Annotated in this window: 16 protein-coding genes; all 16 read left to right on the top strand. The window is 51.1% G+C overall.

Annotation, left to right across the window (positions count from 1 at the left end; all coding sequences use genetic code 11):
- Positions 1–143: 143 nt before the first annotated feature.
- The 16 genes from gmd to xrtD all read left to right on the top strand — a co-directional run bounded on the left by gmd (position 144) and on the right by xrtD (position 22,220).
- Complete coding sequence (gene gmd / locus COMA1_RS15255) at positions 144–1,151, top strand: GDP-mannose 4,6-dehydratase (RefSeq protein WP_090750081.1); 1,008 nt, start codon at positions 144–146, stop codon at positions 1,149–1,151.
- A 22-nt stretch (positions 1,152–1,173) separates the two neighbouring features.
- Positions 1,174–2,133: a GDP-L-fucose synthase family protein gene (locus tag COMA1_RS15250; protein ID WP_090750079.1), complete on the top strand. Its 960-nt coding sequence runs from the start codon at positions 1,174–1,176 to the stop codon at positions 2,131–2,133.
- Positions 2,134–2,273: 140 nt separating this feature from the next.
- Complete coding sequence (wecB, locus tag COMA1_RS15245; RefSeq protein ID WP_090750077.1) at positions 2,274–3,368, top strand: non-hydrolyzing UDP-N-acetylglucosamine 2-epimerase; 1,095 nt, start codon at positions 2,274–2,276, stop codon at positions 3,366–3,368.
- Positions 3,369–3,774: 406 nt separating this feature from the next.
- A complete protein-coding gene (locus COMA1_RS15240; RefSeq protein WP_218055403.1) occupies positions 3,775–4,506 on the top strand; it encodes a class I SAM-dependent methyltransferase in 732 nt (243 codons plus the stop codon).
- 151 nt (positions 4,507–4,657) lie between these two features.
- Positions 4,658–6,439, top strand: coding sequence for a glycoside hydrolase domain-containing protein (locus COMA1_RS15235; protein ID WP_141654367.1), 1,782 nt, complete (start codon positions 4,658–4,660; stop codon positions 6,437–6,439).
- Positions 6,440–6,488: 49 nt separating this feature from the next.
- Complete coding sequence (locus tag COMA1_RS15230) at positions 6,489–7,820, top strand: lipopolysaccharide biosynthesis protein (protein WP_141654366.1); 1,332 nt, start codon at positions 6,489–6,491, stop codon at positions 7,818–7,820.
- Between the two features lie 27 nt (positions 7,821–7,847).
- Positions 7,848–9,236, top strand: coding sequence for a hypothetical protein (locus COMA1_RS15225; protein ID WP_090750072.1), 1,389 nt, complete (start codon positions 7,848–7,850; stop codon positions 9,234–9,236).
- 104 nt (positions 9,237–9,340) lie between these two features.
- A complete protein-coding gene (locus COMA1_RS15220) occupies positions 9,341–10,192 on the top strand; it encodes a class I SAM-dependent methyltransferase (RefSeq protein WP_090750070.1) in 852 nt (283 codons plus the stop codon).
- A 242-nt stretch (positions 10,193–10,434) separates the two neighbouring features.
- Entirely contained in the window at positions 10,435–11,658 is a 1,224-nt protein-coding gene (locus tag COMA1_RS15215; RefSeq protein ID WP_342672706.1) for a glycosyltransferase family 4 protein, read from the top strand.
- A 19-nt stretch (positions 11,659–11,677) separates the two neighbouring features.
- Positions 11,678–12,733 carry a CapA family protein gene (locus COMA1_RS15210; protein WP_090750066.1) on the top strand — a complete coding sequence of 352 codons (1,056 nt, stop codon included), beginning with the start codon at positions 11,678–11,680 and terminating at the stop codon, positions 12,731–12,733.
- 467 nt (positions 12,734–13,200) lie between these two features.
- The gene (locus COMA1_RS15205; protein WP_176698098.1) at positions 13,201–14,268 is read left to right on the top strand and encodes a phenylacetate--CoA ligase family protein; all 1,068 of its coding nucleotides are present in this window, start codon (positions 13,201–13,203) and stop codon (positions 14,266–14,268) included.
- Positions 14,265–16,397 carry a bi-domain-containing oxidoreductase gene (locus COMA1_RS15200; protein WP_090750061.1) on the top strand — a complete coding sequence of 711 codons (2,133 nt, stop codon included), beginning with the start codon at positions 14,265–14,267 and terminating at the stop codon, positions 16,395–16,397. Before COMA1_RS15205 ends, COMA1_RS15200 begins: the two co-directional genes overlap by 4 nt.
- Before the next feature lie 265 nt (positions 16,398–16,662).
- A complete protein-coding gene (locus COMA1_RS15195) occupies positions 16,663–18,186 on the top strand; it encodes a heparinase II/III family protein (RefSeq protein WP_176698097.1) in 1,524 nt (507 codons plus the stop codon).
- Positions 18,128–19,390, top strand: a complete 1,263-nt coding sequence (locus COMA1_RS15190) for a glycosyltransferase family 4 protein (RefSeq protein WP_090750056.1) — start codon at positions 18,128–18,130, stop codon at positions 19,388–19,390. The genes COMA1_RS15195 and COMA1_RS15190 overlap by 59 nt, the downstream gene beginning before the upstream one ends.
- 403 nt (positions 19,391–19,793) lie before the next feature.
- The gene (locus COMA1_RS15185; RefSeq protein WP_090750054.1) at positions 19,794–20,462 is read left to right on the top strand and encodes a hypothetical protein; all 669 of its coding nucleotides are present in this window, start codon (positions 19,794–19,796) and stop codon (positions 20,460–20,462) included.
- Positions 20,463–20,645: 183 nt separating this feature from the next.
- Complete coding sequence (gene xrtD / locus COMA1_RS15180) at positions 20,646–22,220, top strand: VPLPA-CTERM-specific exosortase XrtD (RefSeq protein ID WP_090750053.1); 1,575 nt, start codon at positions 20,646–20,648, stop codon at positions 22,218–22,220.
- Positions 22,221–22,250 lie beyond the last annotated feature (30 nt).

Genomic DNA, 22,250 nt, shown 5'->3' with positions numbered 1-22,250 from the left:
CGATGATGGAGTATGGTATCTGGTCTGCCTTCGTCGCCGCAAGATTCTTTTATTAACGATTTATTTACATGATGTGGGTAGACTAGTCCATCGAAGCTGGCAATAATCCCTTTGCCTGATGGTAGAAGAGGAGGTTCTCACTCGTGAAGAAAGCACTCATTACCGGGATTACGGGCCAGGATGGTTCCTATCTATCGGAGTTTCTCCTTGGCCGAGGATACGAAGTCTACGGGATTATCCGTCGGTCCAGCTCGTTCAATACGGGGCGTATCGATCCTATTTATGAGGATCCACACGTACCGCATCGGCGGCTCCATTTGATCTACGGCGATCTGAACGATGCCAGTTCTCTGAATCGGATCTTGCGTACGGTCCAACCTGACGAAATCTACAACCTTGGCGCTCAGAGTCACGTCCGGGTCAGTTTTGATATTCCCGAGTATACGGGGGAGATTACAGGACTGGGCACGATTCGGCTTCTGGAAGCCATTCGAGAGTCGGGACTCAAGCCGAAATTCTATCAGGCCTCGTCCAGTGAGATGTTCGGCAAGGTGCTGGAGGTGCCCCAGAAAGAAACAACGCCGTTCTATCCAAGGAGCCCCTATGGAGCGGCGAAGGTCTACTCCTACTGGATTACCGTCAACTACCGGGAGGCCTACAATCTCTTTGCATGCAACGGTATTTTGTTCAATCACGAATCACCCAGGCGTGGTGAGACCTTTGTCACGAGGAAAATCACCAAGGCCGCCGCCCGGATCAAGCTCGGCGTCCAGCAAGATTTGTTTTTGGGTAATCTCGACGCGAAGCGTGATTGGGGCTATGCCGGTGACTACATCGAAGCCATGTGGATGATGCTGCAGGCTCCGACTCCGGATGACTATGTCATTGCCACGGGGGAGACTCATACGGTCAAGGAAATGCTTGAGCTGGCCTTCGATCGCCTGCAACTCGATTGGAAGAAGCACGTGAAGATCGATGCCACATACTATCGCCCGACGGAGGTTGATCTCCTCATCGGTGATGCCGGCAAGGCGAAGAAACAGCTTGGTTGGCAGCCTAAGGTGCGCTTTGAAGAGCTGATCGCCATGATGGTCGATGCCGATCTGGCAGCGGAAAAAGAGAAGTTAGACGGGACTAGGAAGCGAAGCTAGGACATGGAGTAAGGTGGAAGAGATGTCATTTTGGAAGGATAAGCGTGTCGTTGTGACCGGGGGGGCTGGGTTTCTGGGCTCATTCGTCGTCGATCTGTTGCGAGACAAAGGGTGTCGCCAGATCGTCGTTCCACGGAGCAAGGACTACGATTTGGTGCAGATGGATGCTGTTCAGCGACTCTACAGTGACGCACGGCCTGATCTGGTGATCCATTTGGCGGCGCGCGTTGGCGGGATCGGGGCGAACCAGGCGAACCCCGGTCGGTTCTTCTATGACAACCTGATGATGGGCACGCAGCTGATCGAAGTTGGACGCCAAGGGGGGCTGAAGAAGTTTGTGGCGCTTGGCACCATCTGTGCGTATCCCAAGTTCGCTCCCATTCCCTTTAAGGAAGACGACATTTGGAATGGATATCCAGAAGAAACCAATGCGCCGTACGGGCTGGCGAAGAAAATGATGTTGGCACAGTCGCAGGCGTATCGTGATCAATACGGATTTAACTCGATCGTCCTCTTCCCGGTGAATCTGTACGGCCCGCGAGACAACTTCGATTTACAGACCTCGCATGTGATTCCAGCGTTGATACGAAAATGTGTCTCGGCGAAGGAGGAGGGGCGCACGGAGATTACGCTGTGGGGAGACGGATCCCCGACCAGAGAATTCTTGTACGTCGAGGATGCTGCCGAAGGTATTCTGCTTGCCGCCGAGCAGTATGAGGGGAACCTTCCGGTCAATCTCGGGACGGGTGAAGAGATCTCGATTCGCGATCTGGCTCGATTGATTGCAGCCGAAGTCGGGTTTACCGGTCAGATTCAGTGGGATGTCACGAAGCCGAACGGCCAGCCTCGCCGCTGTCTTGATGTCAGCCGTGCTAAGCAGCTCTTTGGCTTTCAAGCCAGGCACGGGTTGAGCGATGGAGTCAGGAAAACCGTCCAGTGGTTTCAATCCCATAGCCAGTCGATCCGCGAAGTGCACTTCTGATGGTCTTCGTCATCGATACAATCGTCTCCCCGGCGATCACATCTATTGACCCGATACTACTATAAGGTTGCTCTCAGCATTGAGAGTGACTACCATCACGTGAGGTACGTGATTGGATCACTGCACATATGAGGTGTTGAGTGAAGCGCATTGATATCATTGCGGGGGCACGTCCCAATTTCATGAAAATCGCGCCGATCATCGAGGCGCTTAAGGCCGCTGAATGTCGAGGAGGACCGCTCCGGTACCGATTGATCCACACCGGTCAGCATTATGACCGAGCGATGTCGGGCAGCTTTTTTGAAGAACTTGGGATTCCCGATCCTGATATCAATCTCGAGGTGGGATCGGGGACTCAGGCCGAGCAAACTGCCGGCATTATGATCGGGTATGAGAAGATTCTATTGAAAGAACGGAGCGAGCTCTGTCTTGTCGTTGGCGATGTGACGTCGACGATGGCCTGTTCCATCGTGGCACGCAAGCTGGGTGTGCCGGTGGCACATGTCGAAGGTGGGATTCGATCAGGCGATTGGACGATGCCGGAGGAGATCAACCGAGTCGTGACCGACTCGATCACCAACTGGTTCTTTACGACCAGCGACACGGCCAATGAAAACCTGCGACATGCCGGTGTTACCGATGACCGGATCTTTTTTGTCGGCAATACGATGATCGATACCCTGCTCAAGAATGTGTCACGATTGAAACCTCCGGCCTGTTGGCCGTCGCTGAAGCTGGAGCCGCAACAGTATTTTGTGATCACGCTGCACCGCCCTGCCAATGTCGACGGAGAGCTGCAACTGCTCAAGCTGCTCCACGCGATTGCAGAGGGTACGCAAGGGTTACCCGTGATCTTTCCTGTCCATCCTCGAACAGCCAAGAATCTGCGAGAGGCAGGGCAGCAACTTCCATCACTGCACTATATCGATCCATTGGGCTACCTTGAGTTCAATTACCTTGTCAATCATGCCAAAGGAGTGATTACAGATTCCGGTGGGATTACTGAAGAGACGACGGTGTTGGGTGTGCCCTGCCTCACGCTGCGTGACAACACGGAGCGGCCGGAGACCATCACGATTGGCACAAATGAATTGATTGGAACCGATCCGAGCAAGCTCCCTCCCGCACTCGCGCGCTTGACGGCCGGGCGATGGAAGAAAGGAGCGATTCCTCCGCTGTGGGATGGGAAAGCGGCGGAGCGGATTGTAGAACATGTGGAGCGATTGCTGCAGTGACTCATGCCGGAGTTTATCGAAATGGTCAGGGACAATTTGCAACCTCTTTCCTGCTCCACGCTGTAGCTTGTCAAGGCAGTTATTCTGGAGCGATGGGTTCCTCGAAAACTACTTAACTAGTGTCAGTGCTGATTTCTTCCTGCCACCCAACTGGTCTGTCAAAAATTGATTTTAAGTTGTCACAGGTTCAGGCAACCAATATCATCATAAAACCATTCCGACTCAATTGGCCTGAGACCGTCGGCGCTCAGCTTCAAAAGCCATTATGACAGCGTACTCTAACCGATGAACAGTCGGGCATAGGACCTTATACGCTTGCCCCATATTTCACTAGGCGATAGCTCGGCCATGGAAGCCGGCCGGTGTTTTAGTGCCGTGCGGTGGCAAGATGGCAGAGAGGACTAGTATGACCGAGCATGTGGATGGAGTGAGGATGAGCGCCATTTACACGAGTGGAAAGTATCTGGAAGTAACACAGACATGGCATGCAGAGGACTCTCCGTGGAAGGCGTCTCAAATCCTAAAACTCCTGGTGAAGAATAATGTTGTGCCTCAGCGGGTTGCGGAGATCGGGTGCGGTGTTGGCGGTGTCCTTAGAGAGTTATCGAGGAAGGACCTCCTCTTGAATACGCAATTCCAGGGATACGATATTTCCCCAAAGGCGATTGAGTTGGCCAATCGAGCGAAAGAAGTAAATACCCAATTCCATTGTGAAGATCTGCTCTCAGACAGCAATACGGCATATTTTGATGTACTTCTTGCGGTCGATGTTTACGAGCATGTGCCAGACTACATGGGTTTCTTGGCTAAGTGTCAACAGAAGGCTATGTATAAAATATACCATATTCCGCTTGATCTGCATGTTTCATCAGTGCTTCGAAATACATTCATTGCAAATAGATATTCCATAGGACATCTGCACTACTTTACAGCCGACTCCGCAATTGCCACGTTAAAAGATACAGGGCATCAAATTGTAGACTGGGCCTACACCAATCCATCTTTTGAACTGTTCATGGAGCATCCATCGTTCAGAAAGGCCATGGCCAATGTTCCTCGTTATCTATGCTCGAAAGTGAGCGTGCCCTTCACGGCGCGGGTTCTGGGGGGGTATTCGCTGTTGGTCTTAGCACATTGAATAGAGGAATACGTGGGAAGCATTGTGCGGCGATCTAGACTCCGTGTGATGATCAGCATTCCAGTTCGGAAATGGCAAGAGCGATGGCAGATGTTACGTGTTTCTGCCAAGAGGGGATAGTGGTGCAATACAATTAGCTGTGAGGTGAAACGTGAAAATGTTTGCTAAGGTGCGGAAACCTCTGGCCCTGGTAGCAGGCGCCATTCTCCTGGGGTTTGGTGCCGTGTCCTACTTCAGCGTTCCCGGAAATGCTGCAACGTCCAATCTTGGCCCCATCCTTGTGCATATCGTGAATCCGATAAGTGGGCAACCGATCCTCCCCGATATCGTTTCCCTTCCAGGAAAGCCGCACACCGCTATAGGTATGGTCGCCTGCCGAGGTGAATACGAACCCGCGAGCTTCGTTATGCGACCCATGGTCCGCGATCTAGAGAACTTGCGGATTTCAGTCAGTGACCTTGTCGGTAGTGGTGGGACCATCCCTAGTTCCCATATGGACGTACGATTTGTGAAAGTATGGTTTCAGGCAGGCGGAGGTTGGAGTACGGTCGGCTTGTCTCATATGGGGCAGGCGAAGATTCTAGTGCCCGAACTTCTTCTCAAAGATGACGGTTTAGTTCAGCTCGATGAACAGTCAAAGGCCAATTTCCTCAGACTGAAGTTCCCCTCCGGTCCAAAGCTGGTATCAGTTAGCGAGCCAGCTGCGCTGAGCGGTCGCATTATGGGCTCTGTTACGGAATTTCCTATTGCCGATGCCGCTGAACTTCAACCGCTCACGATTCGTCGAGGTGATGCAAAGCAGCTGTGGTTAACCATGCATGTTCCCATTGATGCAAAAGATGGAAACTATAGTGGACGGCTGACCCTTACTGACGACAAGGGATTGAGTGAGACTCTCACTCTCAATGTTCAGGTCCTTCCTGTGGACCTTCATGCTCCAAGGATCCAATATAGCATCTATTATCGGGGAACGCTTTCGGAAGTCCCAAGTATTTCATCGGAACGAAAGGGGCAGGTGCAATTTCTTGCTGAGTTGCAAAACATGTTGGCACATGGAGTCACGTATCCGACGGTGTATCAGCCGCTAGATCGAGCGGCATTGGGAAAGACAATGGAACTACGCAAGAATGTTGGATTAGATTCATCCACGCTGTTTTATTTAGGGACTGGTACCGGAAACCCGGAGACACCTGGCGAACTCAATGGGCTGAAGCGACGGGTGAATGTCATCAAGGAGATAGCGGGTGAGTATGGTATTGAGAAGGTCTACCTGTACGGCATGGATGAAGCCAAGGGGGAAAAGCTAGTTTCCCAGCGGAGAGCGTGGCAACTGGTTAGAAATGAAGGGGTCAAGGTATTTACGGCCGGACAGGCAGAAGCATTTCCCGTAGTTGGAGACTTGCTGGATCTCCTTGTGATGGCTGGAAAATTACAGAAGGCTCAGGCGGAGAATGTTCATCGGGCCGGGCACAAGATTTTCTCTTACGCCAACCCGCCAACCGGGCCCGAGAATCCAGAGATATTCAGACGAAACTATGGGCTTGAGTTATGGAGAAATAACTATGATGGAGCCATGCCCTATGCCTACCAAGACTCGATGGCATTCACGTGGAATGATTTTGACCACGCCCGCTATCGCGACCATAATTTTACGTATCCAACCGTTGATGGTGTCATAGACACTCTTGCATGGGAAGGATTTCGAGAGGGCATTGATGATGTTCGTTATGTCACGACATTAGAAGATATGCTAGAAGCCGTTCCCGGGCCGCACACTCCTGCAACTATTGAAGCCAGACGATACGTTGAAAGTTTGCGATCAGCTCTTCCTCCAAACCTGCAAGAGGTGCGAGCCAAACTCGTCTATCACATTCTTCAATTATCTTCTCCCAGTCAGGCAGCGTCATCCGTTGTGCCGCTGCAGATTGATTGACAACAGCCCATCGTCATGCCGTTGAGCGACCGGTAAAGGGCACATCACATTGACTGGCACAGTAGACATTAGGGCCGGGATCAAGACCATTGTCCCGATCTTTATGAGCTTGGCAGGGTCTGGGTTCCTCGCTTTTCTCACTCAGGTGCTACTAGGGCAGAGTCTAACGGTTGAAGAATTCGGGCTACTCAGTATGGCGATGTCGATCGTCGTCATCATGAGTGGTGTCATAGGATTCGGTATGCCAAGTGTTTGGCTACTGATTTTTGGCCAAGAAGGATTGGGCGGGTTTCCATGGATAAGACGATCATTTAAGTTTCTGGCACTTTGGGGACCGCTGGTGCTGATGATAGCTTGGGTCATACTCCTGGGAGTATACGATGATCCGCGGCTGCTGGAAACGATTGGGTGGCTGCAGGTGATGGTTGTCATGCAAGTCCTGGTGGAATTGCTGATTGCCAAATTGCAAGTTGAAGCAAGGTATGGAGTACTTTCAATCTGGCAAATACTTCCACATCTGGGTCGCCTGATAGTCGCGGTTGAGATTTATCTTTCCACGGCTCCGACGCTCGAGATAGTTGTCAAAGGCTATGGGATTGTTTCGGCGTTTCTCATTGTGGCTTCAGGGGTTGGATTGTTGTCACTGACGCCAACGAGGATGCGGTTATCAGGGTACACATCGGAGAAAGATCCGGCGCAAAAGCTCTCACGCGACGACCCAAGTTTCAAGGCACTCCTGAATCTTGCATGGCCGTATGCCGGGTCTGCAGCCTTGGCCATGCTCTATGGTCGAGCTGATATCGTGCTGCTCGCAGCTCTGGTGAGCCCCAGTGCGGCTGGACAATTTGCCATGGCCGCAACATTTCTATTGGTCGTGTTTCTTATCCCTCAGGCGATATATCAAAAATTCCTTTCACCAAAAATACACCGCTGGTATTACGGGGATTGGCCGAAGTTTCTGTCTGTCTATCGTCTAGGCTGTGCCGTCATGACCATGTTGGGTGTTGGATGCACCGTCACGATGTATTTGTGGGGAGCATCTCTTGTGAGTGTGTTTTTTGGAGACAAGTACGGTCAGTCTGGCCACATCCTCTCCCTTTTGTCCGCCTGCATTGTGCTGCGGTTTGTCTCGAGCAGTGTGGAAAGTGCATTAATGTCGAGGGAGTTCGGGAAGTACAGGTTGTATTGCCAAGTTATGTCAACCTGTATAGGAGTCTCTTCTGCCTATGTACTTATAGTTCACTACGGGATCACCGGCGCAATTTGGAGTAGAATTATTACGGAATGTTCGCTGTTGGTAGGGTATGTGTATGTGTCGTCACGGTATGTTCTTGGTGAGCACATATGGCCTAGCTGGTCGCTGAAGCTTCATCAAGAGTGAGCCAAAGGCCCCGCAGAAGAATCGAGCATGAACCATTGGTGGTTACTATTTGTGCTTAACGTACCGCTTCTGCAGGAAGCTGTCAGGAAGTATCTGATTTACTCGGATCTCGTCTTCCTAGGGGGAGATGTTTTGGTGTTGGCGACGGCGATTGCTGTTGGCCTTCGAGGTCGATTGAATGTGAGAAATATTCCGATGGCGTTTGTCGTATTGAGCGCGGTATTTCTTTTCGTGACGGCAAGCCATTATACAATTAGTGGAAACCATATAGGAGTCTATGGGGTCGGGTTGCGGGCAACGTTTCTGCCCTTGGTGTATATGCTGGTCTCAGCCAGATATCTGTCTGCGGTCGACAGCGGCTATGAGCGCATATTCTCCTGCGTCAACGTCTGGATCATGATCATCGGTATCATGGCGATCATGCAGATTGTCCTGGGTAAGAATCATCCCATCAACGCAGTTTGGGGAACATCGGCGCTGGGAGTCGGGGACTTCGCCACAACGGATAAAGGGGTTCTGATCCCCGGTATGTTTCGGCCTACCTCCATTTTCACCCATACGGGAAAGTTCGGACAGGTCATCTTTACCCTTGTGCTTTTCAAGTGGTGCTACTTGCTATTTGCGGCTATAAAACGATCGCCATGGCCGTACGCGCTCATGCTGTTTGATTTGGCCATAATACTGATTTCCGGACAGCGTGCGGCCCTGATGTTTCTCGTGCTGTCTATCGGAATAGTGGCGTTGGGTACACGCCGACATGGCATAGGTGTTTGGAAGATTCTAGTCCTGGGCCTGCTCATTATTGGTGGAGTCTCCGGGGCGTGGGTTGCAAAGCCGGATATGGCCATGGCCGTCTATGAGCGTTTTGCCAGTGTCATCAATGCCATTCCTCTCCGGCTAGAGGGAAATCTATGGCTCCCCATCCAGACGGTCATGGAAGACCATCTCATGTCAGGGGAGGGGCTTGGCTATTTTACTTTTGGAGCCCGCAGTTTTGGCGGCACTCTGGTGTATGAGGGAATCAAGCTTGAAGGCCTGGGCGAGAGTTCTCTCATCCGACTCTCTGGAGAAGTGGGGCTTCTGGTTGCGATGACCATAATATTGGCTTACCTGACGGTGGTTGCTCGAGCCTGGCACTTTTATCGGGAACATCGCGGGTCTCCCGTCGCTTCCGGTGCATTGTTTTTTAGTATCTGGGTGATGTGTCTGATGTTGTGGTCAAACACGGCTGACGTGTTTGCAAATTCAATTGTAACCACTCTTGGATTTGCCTTAGGTGGGGCGACCTTGTGTAGTTTGCAAAGTATGCATGGAGGTGAGGTGGCTTCGGAGAGTGTGAGTAGCGACAGGTTGACCGAGGGTTCGCAAAGCCAAGGGTTAAACAGTCGAAATAAACTCTGGTTACTACAGGAGTGAGCGGAGCCGCATTCCCATGTCCTGCCTTTGCGTGAGTATGTATGAGGGGCTGAGAACGGAATGCAATATTCTTATGATCGTGTGTCGTTGATGAGGGAGTGTATATGAATAGGATGACTGATCAGACACTTGAGGACATCTTTCACAAACTACAAAACCTGTTCCCGTTTCATGGCTACTGTGACCGCACCATGCTGGAGGAAGTCTCGGTGATTGTTCGAGAGCTTCGCAAGTTTCTGCCGGATTTTGAGCAAAGGCGTTTGCTTGATATTGGGAGTGGCCCAATGGATAAGACAGCCATGTTCAAGTTTCTTGGCTTTCAATGTTGTGCCGCTGACGATCTTACCGACCCGTGGCATCAAAGAAATGGCAACGCTGGTAAAATTAAAGAGTTTGCTGCGCTGACGGGAATTGAGTTTTTTCATCAAACGCCAAATGATTACGCCATACCATTTGAGTCAGAGTCTTTTGATGTGGTGTCTGCGCTCGGAGTGATAGAGCATCTTCACGAGTCACCTCGAGCCTTACTGAACACAATGGGTAGGTTCGTTCGCCGAGATGGATTGCTTGTAATCGTCATGCCAAACTCAGTGAACCTCAGGAAGCGGCTATCGGTTGTGTTAGGGCAGACTAATTATCCATCCATCGATGCGTTCTACCACTCGGCTGGGCAGTGGCGAGGACATGTTCGCGAATACACCTTGAGCGAGACCGCCTTCATCTGTAAGGCAGCAGGTTTTGAAGTTCTTACCCAGCGTACGTTCGAACATCTCGCCTGCAAAAAATTGTCCACGCCTTTACGGGAGTTCTATCTGATGCTAACTTCGATCCTCCCTACATTGGGGAGTGGTTTGTTGGTGATTTGTAGGAAGCCCGCATCATGGAAACCTCAGGTAGAAGATCCTGAGGCCTTCAGGGCTGCGATATCCAGAGCGGTGCCGCAGGCCGTCGCCTAGGGTCTCCTAAATGGAAGCGCAGAGACTGAGTCTGACTGCCAGCATGCTGTGCTCTGATGAGGAGAGTGTAAAGACCTCATGCTTATTTGATCGCACCTAGCCGGGTTTGTCTATAGGGCCTGCTTACGCATGCCTCATACAAGTATGATCTTGCCGAAGCTGTCTTGAGAGCAAGAGAGTTTCCGTGGGGGGCGTTCCTATACGAACGTCGGTCACAGAGGTTTGCGTCGTCCCCCCTGCACGTGTACAGCTTGAGTGGAGGGCCTATCTTGCACGTTTTGCTTAATTGCTCAACGCTCGTAAAGGGAGGAGCGTTGCAAGCGGCGGTGTCGTTTATTGGTACTGCCCTCGCAAGAGTGGATCACATTAGGTGGCATTTTGTGATTTCACCGAACGTCGCTGTGGAACTTCAAAAGTCTGGCCTCAGGCCTCAGCCACAGCAGATGGCAGTCATCGACGAATCTCCGGCAAGAAGCAATCGAAGCCGGAAGATGCTTCAAACGTTAGTGAAAGAGATTAACCCTGATCTCGTGTTCACGTTCTTTGGTCCTGCGTACGCTGATTTTGAAACTCTACATCTCTGTGGAGTGGCAGATGGATGGGTGACTCATGGAGATCAATGGGCATGGAGGACCGTCCGTAGCCCCATCGAGGCCATTACGTTGTTGGGGACTATTCTGTATAAAGCATGGATGTTTAGAAGGGCAGATGCCTGGGTTACAGAATCCGAGACTGCAAAAACAGGGTTAGTCAGAAGACTGGGCATTTCCGAAGAGCGCATCGCAGTGGTCCCCAACAATTGTGCGGACCAATACCTGCATTCGGAGGCGATTGCAGCGATGCCATCACCGCATGAGACACTAAACATTCTCTGCTTGTCAGCCTATTATAAGCACAAGAATCTCGAGATCATACCTGCTGTTGCAAAAGAGCTTCAGGCTTGTTGCCCGAACCGTCAGGTGAAGTTTGTTCTGACCTTGCCAGGGGAGAGTCCTGGACTCAAGAAGATTCTCTCCCAGGCTGCTGCGCTTGGTGTGAGTGATCGGATTGTCAATGTGGGGCCTGTTCCAGTCAGCCGAGGCCCTGAAATGTATCAAACTTGCCAGATGCTCTTTCTTCCCTCAGTGCTTGAGACCTTTTCTGCAAACTACCCGGAAGCCATGGCGATGGGCCTGCCTATTATTACGACAAATCTAAGGTTTGCGAGGGATGTGTGTGGAGCATCGGGTGCCTATTTTGAACCAATGAATGCACGGGATGCTGCACTTACAATCGGGAGGGTCTGCGAGGATGAGAGGTTATGGACATCTTTGATTGCAGAGGGGAAGCGCATCCTTCGAACGTTGCCAACCCAAGCGATGAAGTATGAGCTGTACAGAAACTGTATTGACGAGTTGTATCATCGGTACGGCAGTCAGGGTCGGAAAGTGCTTAGGCATGACCAAGTCGATGCGCTGAACCACTAGGAGCCAATCCAGACGGCACATGATTTTTGTGGGAGATATAGCTATTCCAACCGCGGCATGTGGAGAACCGCCATTGACCGAACGTTATTTCGGTGCGAGCACGCTAGTGGCAAATCTTGAGGGGGCAATTCGTCACGAAGGTGTGGAGCCTCGGGGCACGCACTTATACAATGATCGGAGCGTGCTGGCCTATCTCCAGAGAAATCATGTTCGCTTGGTTTCGCTTGCGAACAACCACATTGTCGATATTGATCGTTCCCCGCGGGTTACGATTCGAATGCTACGCGAGCATGGGATCCTGTCGTGTGGCGCAGGCGATTCGTTGGAGGAAGCATCACGCCCAGTGCTTTTACAGGATGCAGAAGGTGATGTCGTATTTTTAAGTTTCGGTTGGGACATCATTGGATGTCGGGTAGCATCTGCGAATAAGGCCGGTGTAAACCCACTATCTTTGGATACGGTTCTTGCCAGTATTGATAAAGCGCAAAAGATATTTCCTGAGAAGCCGATTATCCTGCTCATGCACTGGGATTATGAGTTAGAGCTCTATCCTCAACCGATGCATCGCCAAATTGCCGGCATGGCCATAGATCGTGGAGCGTCTGCGGTAATTGGATGCCACAGCCATTGTGTTCAGGGCATCGAACTGTACAAGAACAAGCCCATTGTATATGGGCTTGGCAATTGGTTTTTCCCCGAAGGGCAGGTGTTTGGCCGAAATGTTCGATTTCCTGACTTCGCCCTGCGCCAGCTCGCGTTTGAATGGGTTCTGTCTACCCAGGAAATGAATTGTCATTGGTTTTCCTACAATCGAAGGACAGGTGCCGTTGACTACGACTTATCGGAGGCATTGCGAGAATCTGCAGATATTGCGCGGCTGACGCCATTTGCTGGTATGGAGCACCGCGAATATGTGAAATGGTTCAAGCACCACCGCCGAAAGAAAATTCTCCTTCCTGTGTATCAAGATTCTCGGTCTTACGTTGGGAATAAACTGAGAGATGTATGGGTGAAGGCGCGGCATCTGTTGGTCTGCTTTGCATCGGCGACTCAACTGAAGGGTGGTCTGCGTTGACCGAGGTGAATAGAGGAACCGTCCAGCAATTCCTCAAGTATGAATCTCATGGGATATGCCTGCGTTGCGTCAAGACCGTCGAGAAGAACAAGTGTTTGGGTACTATATCCGTGCATTGGGTTAAGATTGGCACTATCTAAGCCGTGGCTTTTCAGGGGAAAGACTGACCAATGACTGCCGAGGATGTGTACAAGTCCCTTCCTATTACCCTGCAACATGTGGCCTGCTCCGTGGAAGGTTGGAGATTATCCAATCGGAGATACAACCACGAGTTCCGGGAAATCCAGAGGACATTGGATAGGCGTGCAGGGAGTCTATTGGAGGAGCAGAGGCAACTCAGAAGGGTCCGTCTTCATGCACACGTCCAAGCTGCCCTCGGTTGTCCCTTCTGGAAGAAACGATTTGAACAGCATGGAGTAAACGCGTCAGTTGAAAACCTAGAGGATGAAGTGAGGAAGTTACCGGTCTTGACAAAACCTGAAGTACAAGAGCACGCAAAGGTGATTCGAAATCCTGGAGTGGAAGAGGACCGTCTTTTATCGAGTCATACGAGTGGGACGACCGGCAGCGGTTTGGTCTTTTATGAAACCGTGACTGCAGAGAAAGAACGATGGGCTGTTTGGTGGCGGTATCGAGCATGGCATGGCCTGACTCAAGACATGTGGTGCGGCTATTTTGGTGGTCGGTCGGTGGTTCCTTTGCGCCAGTCTGCTCCACCATTCTGGAGACTTAACTATCCTGCTCGACAGATTCTGTTTAGTGGATATCATCTGTCGCCTACCACGGCCGGTGCCTATCTCGACGCGCTTGATAAGTATTCTCCGCCATGGCTTCATGGCTACCCATCGCTACTCTCGCTGATCGCCAGTTATCTATTGGAAAGAGGAAAATCGTTGAAGAGAACTCCGACCGTCGTCACGACCGGTGCAGAGAATTTGCTTCCCCAGCAAAAGCAGTTGATGGAAAAGGCGTTTGGCTGCCCCGTCCGACAACATTACGGACAGGCAGAATCTGTTGCCAATATTTCCGAATGCCCTGATGGTCACCTCCATGTGGATGAGGACTTTTCACTTGTGGAGTTTCTTCCGGTAGACGAGCAATCCGATGTATATAAAATTGTTGGAACCAATTGGAGCAATCCAGCTTTTCCATTAATTCGTTATGATACAGGCGATCATGTGCGGCTTCCCACCGAGAGACCATCGTGCCAGATGTCCGGTCGAGTGGTGGAATCCATTGACGGCAGAAAAGAGGATTATGTTGTTCTCCCGTCTGGAGTTCGATTGGGCCGGCTAGACCATATCTTCAAAGACTTAACCCAGGTCAGGGAAGCACAAATTTGCCAACCCGAGCGCAAGACAATCATCTTTAAGATTGTCAAACGGGAAGGCTATGGCCCTGAGGATGAACGACGTCTTCTGGATGAAGCCTGTAAACGCCTAGGCCGCGAAGTAGCTATCAGAGTGGAATATGTGTCATTCCTTAAACGCAGCCGAACGGGAAAACTTCGTTTTGTAGTAAGCGAGGTATCATGAAACAAATCTTGCAGAACCTCGCCTCCGGAGGGACCAGTCTTGCTGATATTCCAACCCCAAAGATCAGGGAAAATCATCTTCTGATTCGAACCACGCGGTCGCAGGTGTCGGTAGGAACCGAGCGCATGCTTGTCGAATTTGGTAAGGCCAACCTGCTGGACAAGGCACGCCAGCAGCCGGAAAAAGTACGAATGGTGCTCGATAAGATTAAGACAGATGGAGTCCTGCCCACACTTGAGGCCGTCCGGAACAAATTAGATCAGCCATTACCCATGGGGTATTGCAATGTTGGGGTGGTGGTCGAGGTCGGTCGTGGGGTGGCTGGCTTTTCCGTAGGGGATCGTGTGGCATCAAACGGCAAACATGCAGAGATGGTCTGTGTGCCGAAAAACCTATGTGCGCGAATCCCTGATTCTGTAAGTGATGAAGCGGCTGCGTTTACCGTGATCGGTGCGATTGGGCTACAAGGGATCCGGCTGGTCCAGCCAACTCTTGGTGAAGCTGTGGTAGTGACAGGACTTGGGTTGATTGGACTGATGACCGTTCAGTTATTGAGAGCGCATGGGTGTCGAGTGTTGGGATTGGATTATGACCAGAATAAGTTGGCGCTTGCTCAGCAGCTGGGAGCAGAAACGGTTGATCTAAATCAGAATGCCGATCCGCTAGGAGCGGCGATGGTATTTTCAAGGGGGCGAGGCGTGGATGCGGTGATTATTACCGCTTCTACAAAGAGCAATGAGCCGGTGCATCAAGCGGCTCTAATGTGCCGAAAACGAGCTCGAATTGTACTTGTGGGAGTTGCAGGCCTGGAACTGTCGCGTGCTGACTTCTATGAGAAGGAGCTGAGTTTTCAGGTGTCGTGTTCTTATGGGCCAGGTCGCTATGATAGCACCTATGAGGAGAGTGGCCACGACTATCCTGTTGGCTTTGTCCGATGGACGGAGCAGCGAAATTTTGAGGCGATTCTTGACATGGTGGCGGACGGTCGTCTCCAAACCGACGTGCTCATATCGCATCGTATCCCATTTGATCAAGCCACGACTGCCTACGATTTGATCTCGAGTCGATCTCCCTCGCTCGGAATAATTTTAGAATATCCTGAATCGGACGTGTTTTCACAGGGTCGCTTGCTGAAGCGAACGCTGTCGCGTTCCAATGAGCTGCTCACAGGCGATCGTTCTTCTGCGGAACCAGTCGTGGGGTGTATTGGCGCAGGAAACTATGCCACGCAAGTTCTGTTGCCGGCTTTTAAAAAAACGGGAATCGCCTTCAGAACGGTTGCAAGCAGCATGGGTGTGAGTGCGGCTCATGCCGGCAGTAAGTTTGGATTTTTAGAAGTCACAAGCGACAATCGGTGTGTGATTGAATCTGCTGACAACAATACTGTCATCATCGCGACCAGGCACGATAGCCATGCGACATTCGCCGGTGAAGCATTGAAGGCTGGCAAGCATGTGTTTGTAGAAAAACCGTTGGCAATTACGAGAGAAGAACTGACGACGCTGTGTCACGTCTACGAAGACTGCCTCAGGTCACAGGCATCGCCACCCCTCGTGATGGTAGGATTCAATCGTCGGTTTGCCCCACAGATTCAGCAAATGAAACAGTTACTTGCTGGAATCTCAGAACCTAAGACGTTTGCTATGACGATCAATGCGGGCCATATTCCCCGTGACCACTGGACTCAGGATCGACTGATCGGAGGAGGGAGGATCATCGGCGAAGGATGCCATTTTGTGGACCTGCTTCGGTTTCTCGCTGCATCGCCGATTATTGGTATCCAAGCGATGTCGGCGGGCGAGGACAATGTGACGGTCACGTTACGATTTGCGGACGGATCGATTGGTACGGTCCATTACTTCTCAAACGGCCATAAATCATTTCCGAAAGAGCAGCTTGAGGTGTTTTGTAGTGGCAAGGTGCTGCGGTTGGAAAACTTCAGGAAACTTCGTGGCTACGGCTGGCCAGGATTTCGAAAAATGGATCTGTGGAGCCAGGACAAGGGACAGGCGGCGTGTGTCACAGCTTTTGTGGATGCCATTCGTCGAGGTGCCTGCTCCCCAATTCCCTGGGATGAACTCGTCGAGGTGACGCAAGTCACCTTTGACATCATGGATGCACTTGCATAGGTGCCTTCCTTTGATGAAGCAATTGGGCCTCTATGCCAGGACGCTCGTATATCTTCGTCCTTTACAGGTTGCATACTTTTTCCAGCGACGAATCCTTCCACAGGTTCGGTCTGTAGCCAAAGCAGCTAACGTCAGAAGGCGTTCAGGCGTCTCAATACTTCCTGGCATCTCAGTATCCAATCCTACCGGAGACGATTCGCAGCTGTGTTTCCTGAGGCAGTCAAAGTGTATCCCGTTGAGAAATGTTGATTGGGTTTGTAAGGACATGCCTAAGCTCTGGCGCTATAACCTGCACTATTTTGATTATCTCCATGATCCCCAGCGCTCTTATGAAAATAAGTGTTTCCTCATGAGTGATTGGATTCAGCACAATCCGCCAGGGACGGAGGACGCGTGGGAACCCTATACGGTTTCGCTCCGGAGCGTGAACTGGATCAAGTGGTTTCTGTTGCCGGAGAGAGGTAGTCTTGAAGAACCGCGTGAACGGCATCCGCAGCAGGCGTGGGTGGAAAGTCTCTATCAACAGGTACAATGGCTGGAGCACAACATAGAATATCATCTCTTGGCAAATCACTATCTGAAGAATGGTGTCGCGCTATTGTTCGCCGGACTGTATTTCCAAGGAACTGATGCTGAAAGGTGGCTTCAAAAAGGCCTAAGGATTCTGCGGGATGAACTCACGGAACAGTTTCTTGCCGATGGCGGACACTTTGAAAGAAGCCCGATGTATCACTCAATCAGTGTCGTTGACTATCTTGATGTCTTGAACCTCACGCAAAATTCATCCACAGCGATCACACGTGAGATCACACGCGAATTTGCCTGTAAGGTGACGACAGCGTTGGACTTCCTGAGTGGCATCTGCTTGCCCGATGGAGAGATTCCTCTGTTCAATGATTCTGCATTCGGTATCGCTCCAGCTCCGTCTCACATCTTCGGCTACGCCGAACGGGTGATCGGATACAAGCAGCCACAGCGATCAACGAACCTGACGATCGAGGCGTTTGCGCCGAGCGGGTATTATGTTTGTCGTAAAGCGAGCGATATGATCATCATTGACTGTGGGCCGATTGGCCCTGACTACAACCCGGCTCATGCCCATTGCGACACCCTCAGTTATGAGCTTGCACTCGAGGGGCGACGAGTTGTTGTAGATTGCGGAGTATTTGACTATGAGCCAAGTCATGAACGGGCTTATGCACGAAGTACGAAGGCTCATAATACTGTCATCCTTGATGGGGTGGAGCAATCGGAGATATGGGACGTGTTTCGGGTGGGGCAACGGGCGAGACCGATTCAATCACATATCAAAAGGACAGAGAATGAATCAGTTGTGTTTGAAGGCGCACATGATGGATATAGGAGATTGAAAGGGAAGCCGATTCACAAGAGACGGATTTGTTACGATGGGGATGGAAGTTGGGTCGTGACGGATGAATTGGGAGGAATGGGAATGCATCACATGGAGAGTGTCGTCCACCTTCATCCAGATCTCACGATCGTAGCGTCGGGAGATCGGATCTTTCGCGTCGAGCGAGGTAGGGAGGTGATCGCAACAATCGAACTGTTGGGTGTTGGCCGGGCCACAAGTGAGTCGGGGTGCTATTTTCCAGAGTTTGGTTTGAGCTACAAAAATCCCGTGATAGCCTTTTCTTGTTCTGGAGAGGTTCCTCTCCAGCTGAGTTATCGAATCCAGAAAGCGAGAGACCTGTCCACTGAGGCTCACCGGCATGCGAATCCTCTTCCTATCACACTACTTTCCTCCAGAGGTAAACGCCCCGGCAACTAGGACCTTTGAACATTGTCGGCAATGGGTCAAAGACGGACATCGCGTAACCGTCGTCACCTGTGCACCAAATCATCCTCAGGGACGGGTCTACGAGGGTTATCGTAATCGGATTTATCAACGGGAAATAAAGGACGGGATCACTGTAATCAGGGTTTGGACCTTTGTAACGGCAAACGAAGGCTTCTTAAAACGAACGCTGAACTATATCTCATACATGTGCTCTGCGGTCGTTGTCTCTCTTTTCCTGCCAAAGGCAGACGTCGTTCTCTCTACCTCACCACAATTCTTTAATGGTCTCGCCGGATACTTTGTCGGCAAGATGAGAAGGATTCCTTGGGTGCTGGAGATCCGTGATCTCTGGCCAGAATCAATCGTTGCCGTGGGGGCCATCAAGAGTCAGGCTATCATCAAGACGCTGGAATGGGTCGAACGATTCGCCTATCACAACGCAGACCTCATTGTTCCTGTGACCGATTCGTTCAAAGCGTACATGATCGGCAAGGGTATTGAGGCGAACAAGATTGCCGTCGTGAAGAATGGTGTGGATCTTGCTCACTATACCCCAGTTGATGGCGCACCCGCGCTTGCCGAAGAACTTGGGCTCACGGGAAAGTTTGTTGTGTCCTACTTTGGGACCCACGGCATGGCTCACCACTTAGAGACGATCTTGGAGGCAGCCCGTCGATTGAGTCACATCCCAAACATCGTCTTTCTAATGGTAGGTGATGGAGCCGAACGGCAGGTGCTCGTTCAAATGCGAAACGCAATGGGGCTTCAGAACGTGATGATGCTTGATCAGCAACCGAAAAGCCGTATGCCGGACTTCTGGGCCCTTTCAGCTGTCAGTCTTGTCCTCCTCAAAAAGTCTGATTTGTTCAAAACGGTCATACCCTCGAAGATATTTGAAAGCCTGGCTATGGCGAAACCGATTGTTCTAGGCGTAGAGGGGGAGAGTGCGGAGTTGCTTCAGGTTGCTCAGGCGGGGCTCTGGATTGAACCTGAGGATGCTGATCAGTTGGTTGCTCGTGTATTGGCGCTTTCAAACGACAAGGAGCTGTGTCAACGATTGGGCAGGAACGGAAGAAGGTTTGTGATGGAACATTTTGATCGCATCGTCCTGGCCAGAAAGCTTGTTTCTGCGATTGAGATAGTTTGCGGAAGGTCCCCTGTTCAAGCTCCAGAATTGTCGATTCCTGCTCGATGAATTTATGCCAGGGGTTCCATCAATTCGGCATCGCATTATGGGGCAATCATTGCAAGTTTGAATTCAAGACAAAGGTGATTTGGTGACAGTGATGATTGGCTGGACGGCTGTTGTGTACGCATCGGTTCTACTGCCCAGGAGCATCGCGTTACCATCCTTAGTAGAGCATTCGTCCGGGTACGGAGTAGCGAGAAGTTTTTGCCGAGTGATTCAGTGCCGTTACATATTTGAACGCTGCTGCAGGAATGTTGACACAGTTATGAGCAGGGGGGGTACGTCTGCTACCTTAGTTTTCAGAGACATAGGAGGTTTGTGGTTTGGCCTGAGGATTGCTAGCCAATCATCTATTCATGCGTGTTCCTAATAGCGTAACTATTCGGCAACCTTTAACAGGAGTTGTGGTATGCAGATGATGAAACGATGGTTTAGGAGGGGATTTGCGCTGCCGGTTGCAGCGATCTGTGCCCTCTCGGTTCCGGTCACGGGAGCGCAAGCAGCATTGATGACGTATTCGTTTGCCGGCAATCTGGATGGTGACACGACTGGCTCCTTTCAAATTTCCGGACTGTTTAAATATGACAACTCAACGGTCGGGAGTGGTGGTGTCTACAATGGCACGGTAAAGGATTACAGCTTCAAGATGAGCTTTAATGGGACTGACCTCTATACGTCATCGTTCGCGGCAGGTGCTAATGCCGTCACGCTTTCGAAGAATATTTCGCTGGGGGGGGGCAATGGCGACCGATGGGAATTGGTTACTGCTGCCAGCGGTAATTCCCTATCGGATGGCAGCACTCCATTCAGTTTTGGGCTTCGCCTTAACCAGATTGGAGGAGGATTGAATCTGAACGTTCAGGATCCTCCTAGTTTGGACAGTCTGAACGGTGGGAGTGCCAGATGGCGACTCCTTTTTGAGGACGGCGATGGAGTTCCAGGCGCCTATGTAGGGTCGATCAGTAGTTTGACGGCAGTACCGCTGCCGACGGCGGTTCTTCTGTTCGGCGCGGGGCTGATTTCTTTAGTGGGGTTGGGAGCGGGAGGATTGAGAAATCTTCGTACGTCCAAAGTCTAGGTAACTTCCTCATTTCTGGTCATTAGGGGCTTGGTATCTCTCAGGAGATATCAAGCCCGTTCTTTCTCCGAAATCAATCGACAGAGTTACGGTTCCAATAGACAATCAGGTTTCGCCCCGCTTGGTCGGATCGGCGTCGCTTGTTTTATTCATTTCTCACTAGTGGTTGGGTGAAGCTGTCTTATGGCGAGTACACGCGCTCTATTCGTTTCATCGGTCTTGATCGTCTCATTCTTGCTTTATCTATATGCCGATAGTCTTCTGTTTCTGATCAGCCGATGGCTGGAGAGCGAGGACTACAGTCACGGATTGTTCGTTCCTCTCATCTCAGGGGTTCTTATATGGCAATCCCGACACCAGTTGTCCAACATGCCAACGAAGCAATCATGGTGGGGCTTGGCCGTTATCGGTTGTGGCCTCCTTCTTTATGTGGTGGGGGAACTCTCGACCCTCTTTCTTGTCCTACATCTTTCTTTATGGATTGTACTGGTCGGACTGGCTATGACGCTCATTGGGATTCACGGAACAAAGGTGATTGCGTTTCCCCTTGGCTATCTCCTGACAGCGATACCGCTTCCCACCTTTGTTTATGCGAATCTCTCAAGCCAACTTCAATTGTGGTCCTCATCGCTCGGCGTCGGCTGCCTCCAGCTTGTTGGGGTAATGGCATTTCGTGAAGGCAATGTCATCGATCTAGGGCCTGTTCAGCTGCAGGTCGTGGAAGCCTGCAGTGGGATTCGGTATCTGCTGCCCCTGCTCTCGCTTGCGTTACTCTGCGCCTATCTCTTTAAGGACAAGATATGGAAGAGAGTCATCTTAGTCCTCTCAGCCATTCCCATCTCTATACTGATTAATGGTTTTCGGATTGGCATGATCGGCGTGTTGGTAGAGCTGCATGGGAAAGGTGCTGCAGAAGGCTTCTACCATCTCTTTGAAGGCTGGGTCATTTTCATGGTGAGTTTTGGGTTACTGATTCTCGAGATGGCGTGGTTAGGAAGACTCGGCACGGAAGCACCTCGAAGATCGTTGCGGGAGCATTTGAAATGGCGAAATCCGGAAGTAGGGGCCGTCGCGAAACGTGAGGTGAGCGTTCTCCCTAACCGGATCTTCTCACCCGGCCCCGCCTACTTATGCAGTGTGGCGTTGTTTGCGCCATGTGCGTTGCTTGGCACTCTGCTTATGGATCGTGAAGAAAGTCCTCCTCAACGAACCGCCTTTGTCGATTTTCCGATGCAGATCAACGGATGGCGCGGTCAGCCATTTCCTCTCGAACAGCAGTATATCGATGTCCTTCGGTTTGATGATTATGTTCTGGCGGATTATAGATTGAATCCCCAGCAGCAGATAAATTTCTATGCCGCCTACTATCGGTCACAGCGGAAAGGGCAGTCGGCTCATTCACCTCAAAGCTGTCTGCCTGGCGGCGGGTGGGAAATTGAGTCATTAACGCAAGTGGAATTACCAATCTCAGATATGAGCATGCAGCCGCTGAGGGCCAATCGTGTTGTCATTCAGAAAGGCGGTCAAAAGCAAATCGTCTTGTATTGGTTTAAACAACGCGAGCGTAATCTCACAAGCGAATACTTGGTCAAGATGTACTTATTGTGGGACGCATTTTCTCGACAGCGGACCGACGGAGCGCTGGTCAGGTTGGCTGCGCTCGTCGGCCCCGGTGAATCAGAATTCATGGTCGACCAACGTCTCCAGGATTTCGCCGTAGCCATTGGGGGAGAGTTGGCGAGATTTATACCGGACTGAACAGCACTGTGTATGAGGAGTGAGAATACC

Source organism: Candidatus Nitrospira nitrosa, from assembly GCF_001458735.1.
GTDB lineage: Bacteria > Nitrospirota > Nitrospiria > Nitrospirales > Nitrospiraceae > Nitrospira_D > Nitrospira_D nitrosa.
The sequence above is the reverse complement of the archived record's forward strand: the minus strand, read 5'-3'. Positions and strand labels throughout refer to the sequence as shown.

What these genes read in the sequence shown, in the direction of transcription:
- COMA1_RS15185 (WP_090750054.1), top strand. Translation starts at nt 19,794, where the DNA reads ATGCAGATGATGAAACGATGGTTTAGGAGGGGATTTGCGCTGCCGGTT.
- COMA1_RS15200 (WP_090750061.1), top strand. Translation starts at nt 14,265, where the DNA reads ATGAAACAAATCTTGCAGAACCTCGCCTCCGGAGGGACCAGTCTTGCT.
- COMA1_RS15225 (WP_090750072.1), top strand. Translation starts at nt 7,848, where the DNA reads ATGAACCATTGGTGGTTACTATTTGTGCTTAACGTACCGCTTCTGCAG.
- COMA1_RS15195 (WP_176698097.1), top strand. Translation starts at nt 16,663, where the DNA reads ATGCCTAAGCTCTGGCGCTATAACCTGCACTATTTTGATTATCTCCAT.
- COMA1_RS15220 (WP_090750070.1), top strand. Translation starts at nt 9,341, where the DNA reads ATGAATAGGATGACTGATCAGACACTTGAGGACATCTTTCACAAACTA.
- COMA1_RS15210 (WP_090750066.1), top strand. Translation starts at nt 11,678, where the DNA reads ATGATTTTTGTGGGAGATATAGCTATTCCAACCGCGGCATGTGGAGAA.
- COMA1_RS15250 (WP_090750079.1), top strand. Translation starts at nt 1,174, where the DNA reads ATGTCATTTTGGAAGGATAAGCGTGTCGTTGTGACCGGGGGGGCTGGG.
- COMA1_RS15240 (WP_218055403.1), top strand. Translation starts at nt 3,775, where the DNA reads ATGACCGAGCATGTGGATGGAGTGAGGATGAGCGCCATTTACACGAGT.
- COMA1_RS15190 (WP_090750056.1), top strand. Translation starts at nt 18,128, where the DNA reads ATGCGAATCCTCTTCCTATCACACTACTTTCCTCCAGAGGTAAACGCC.
- xrtD (WP_090750053.1), top strand. Translation starts at nt 20,646, where the DNA reads ATGGCGAGTACACGCGCTCTATTCGTTTCATCGGTCTTGATCGTCTCA.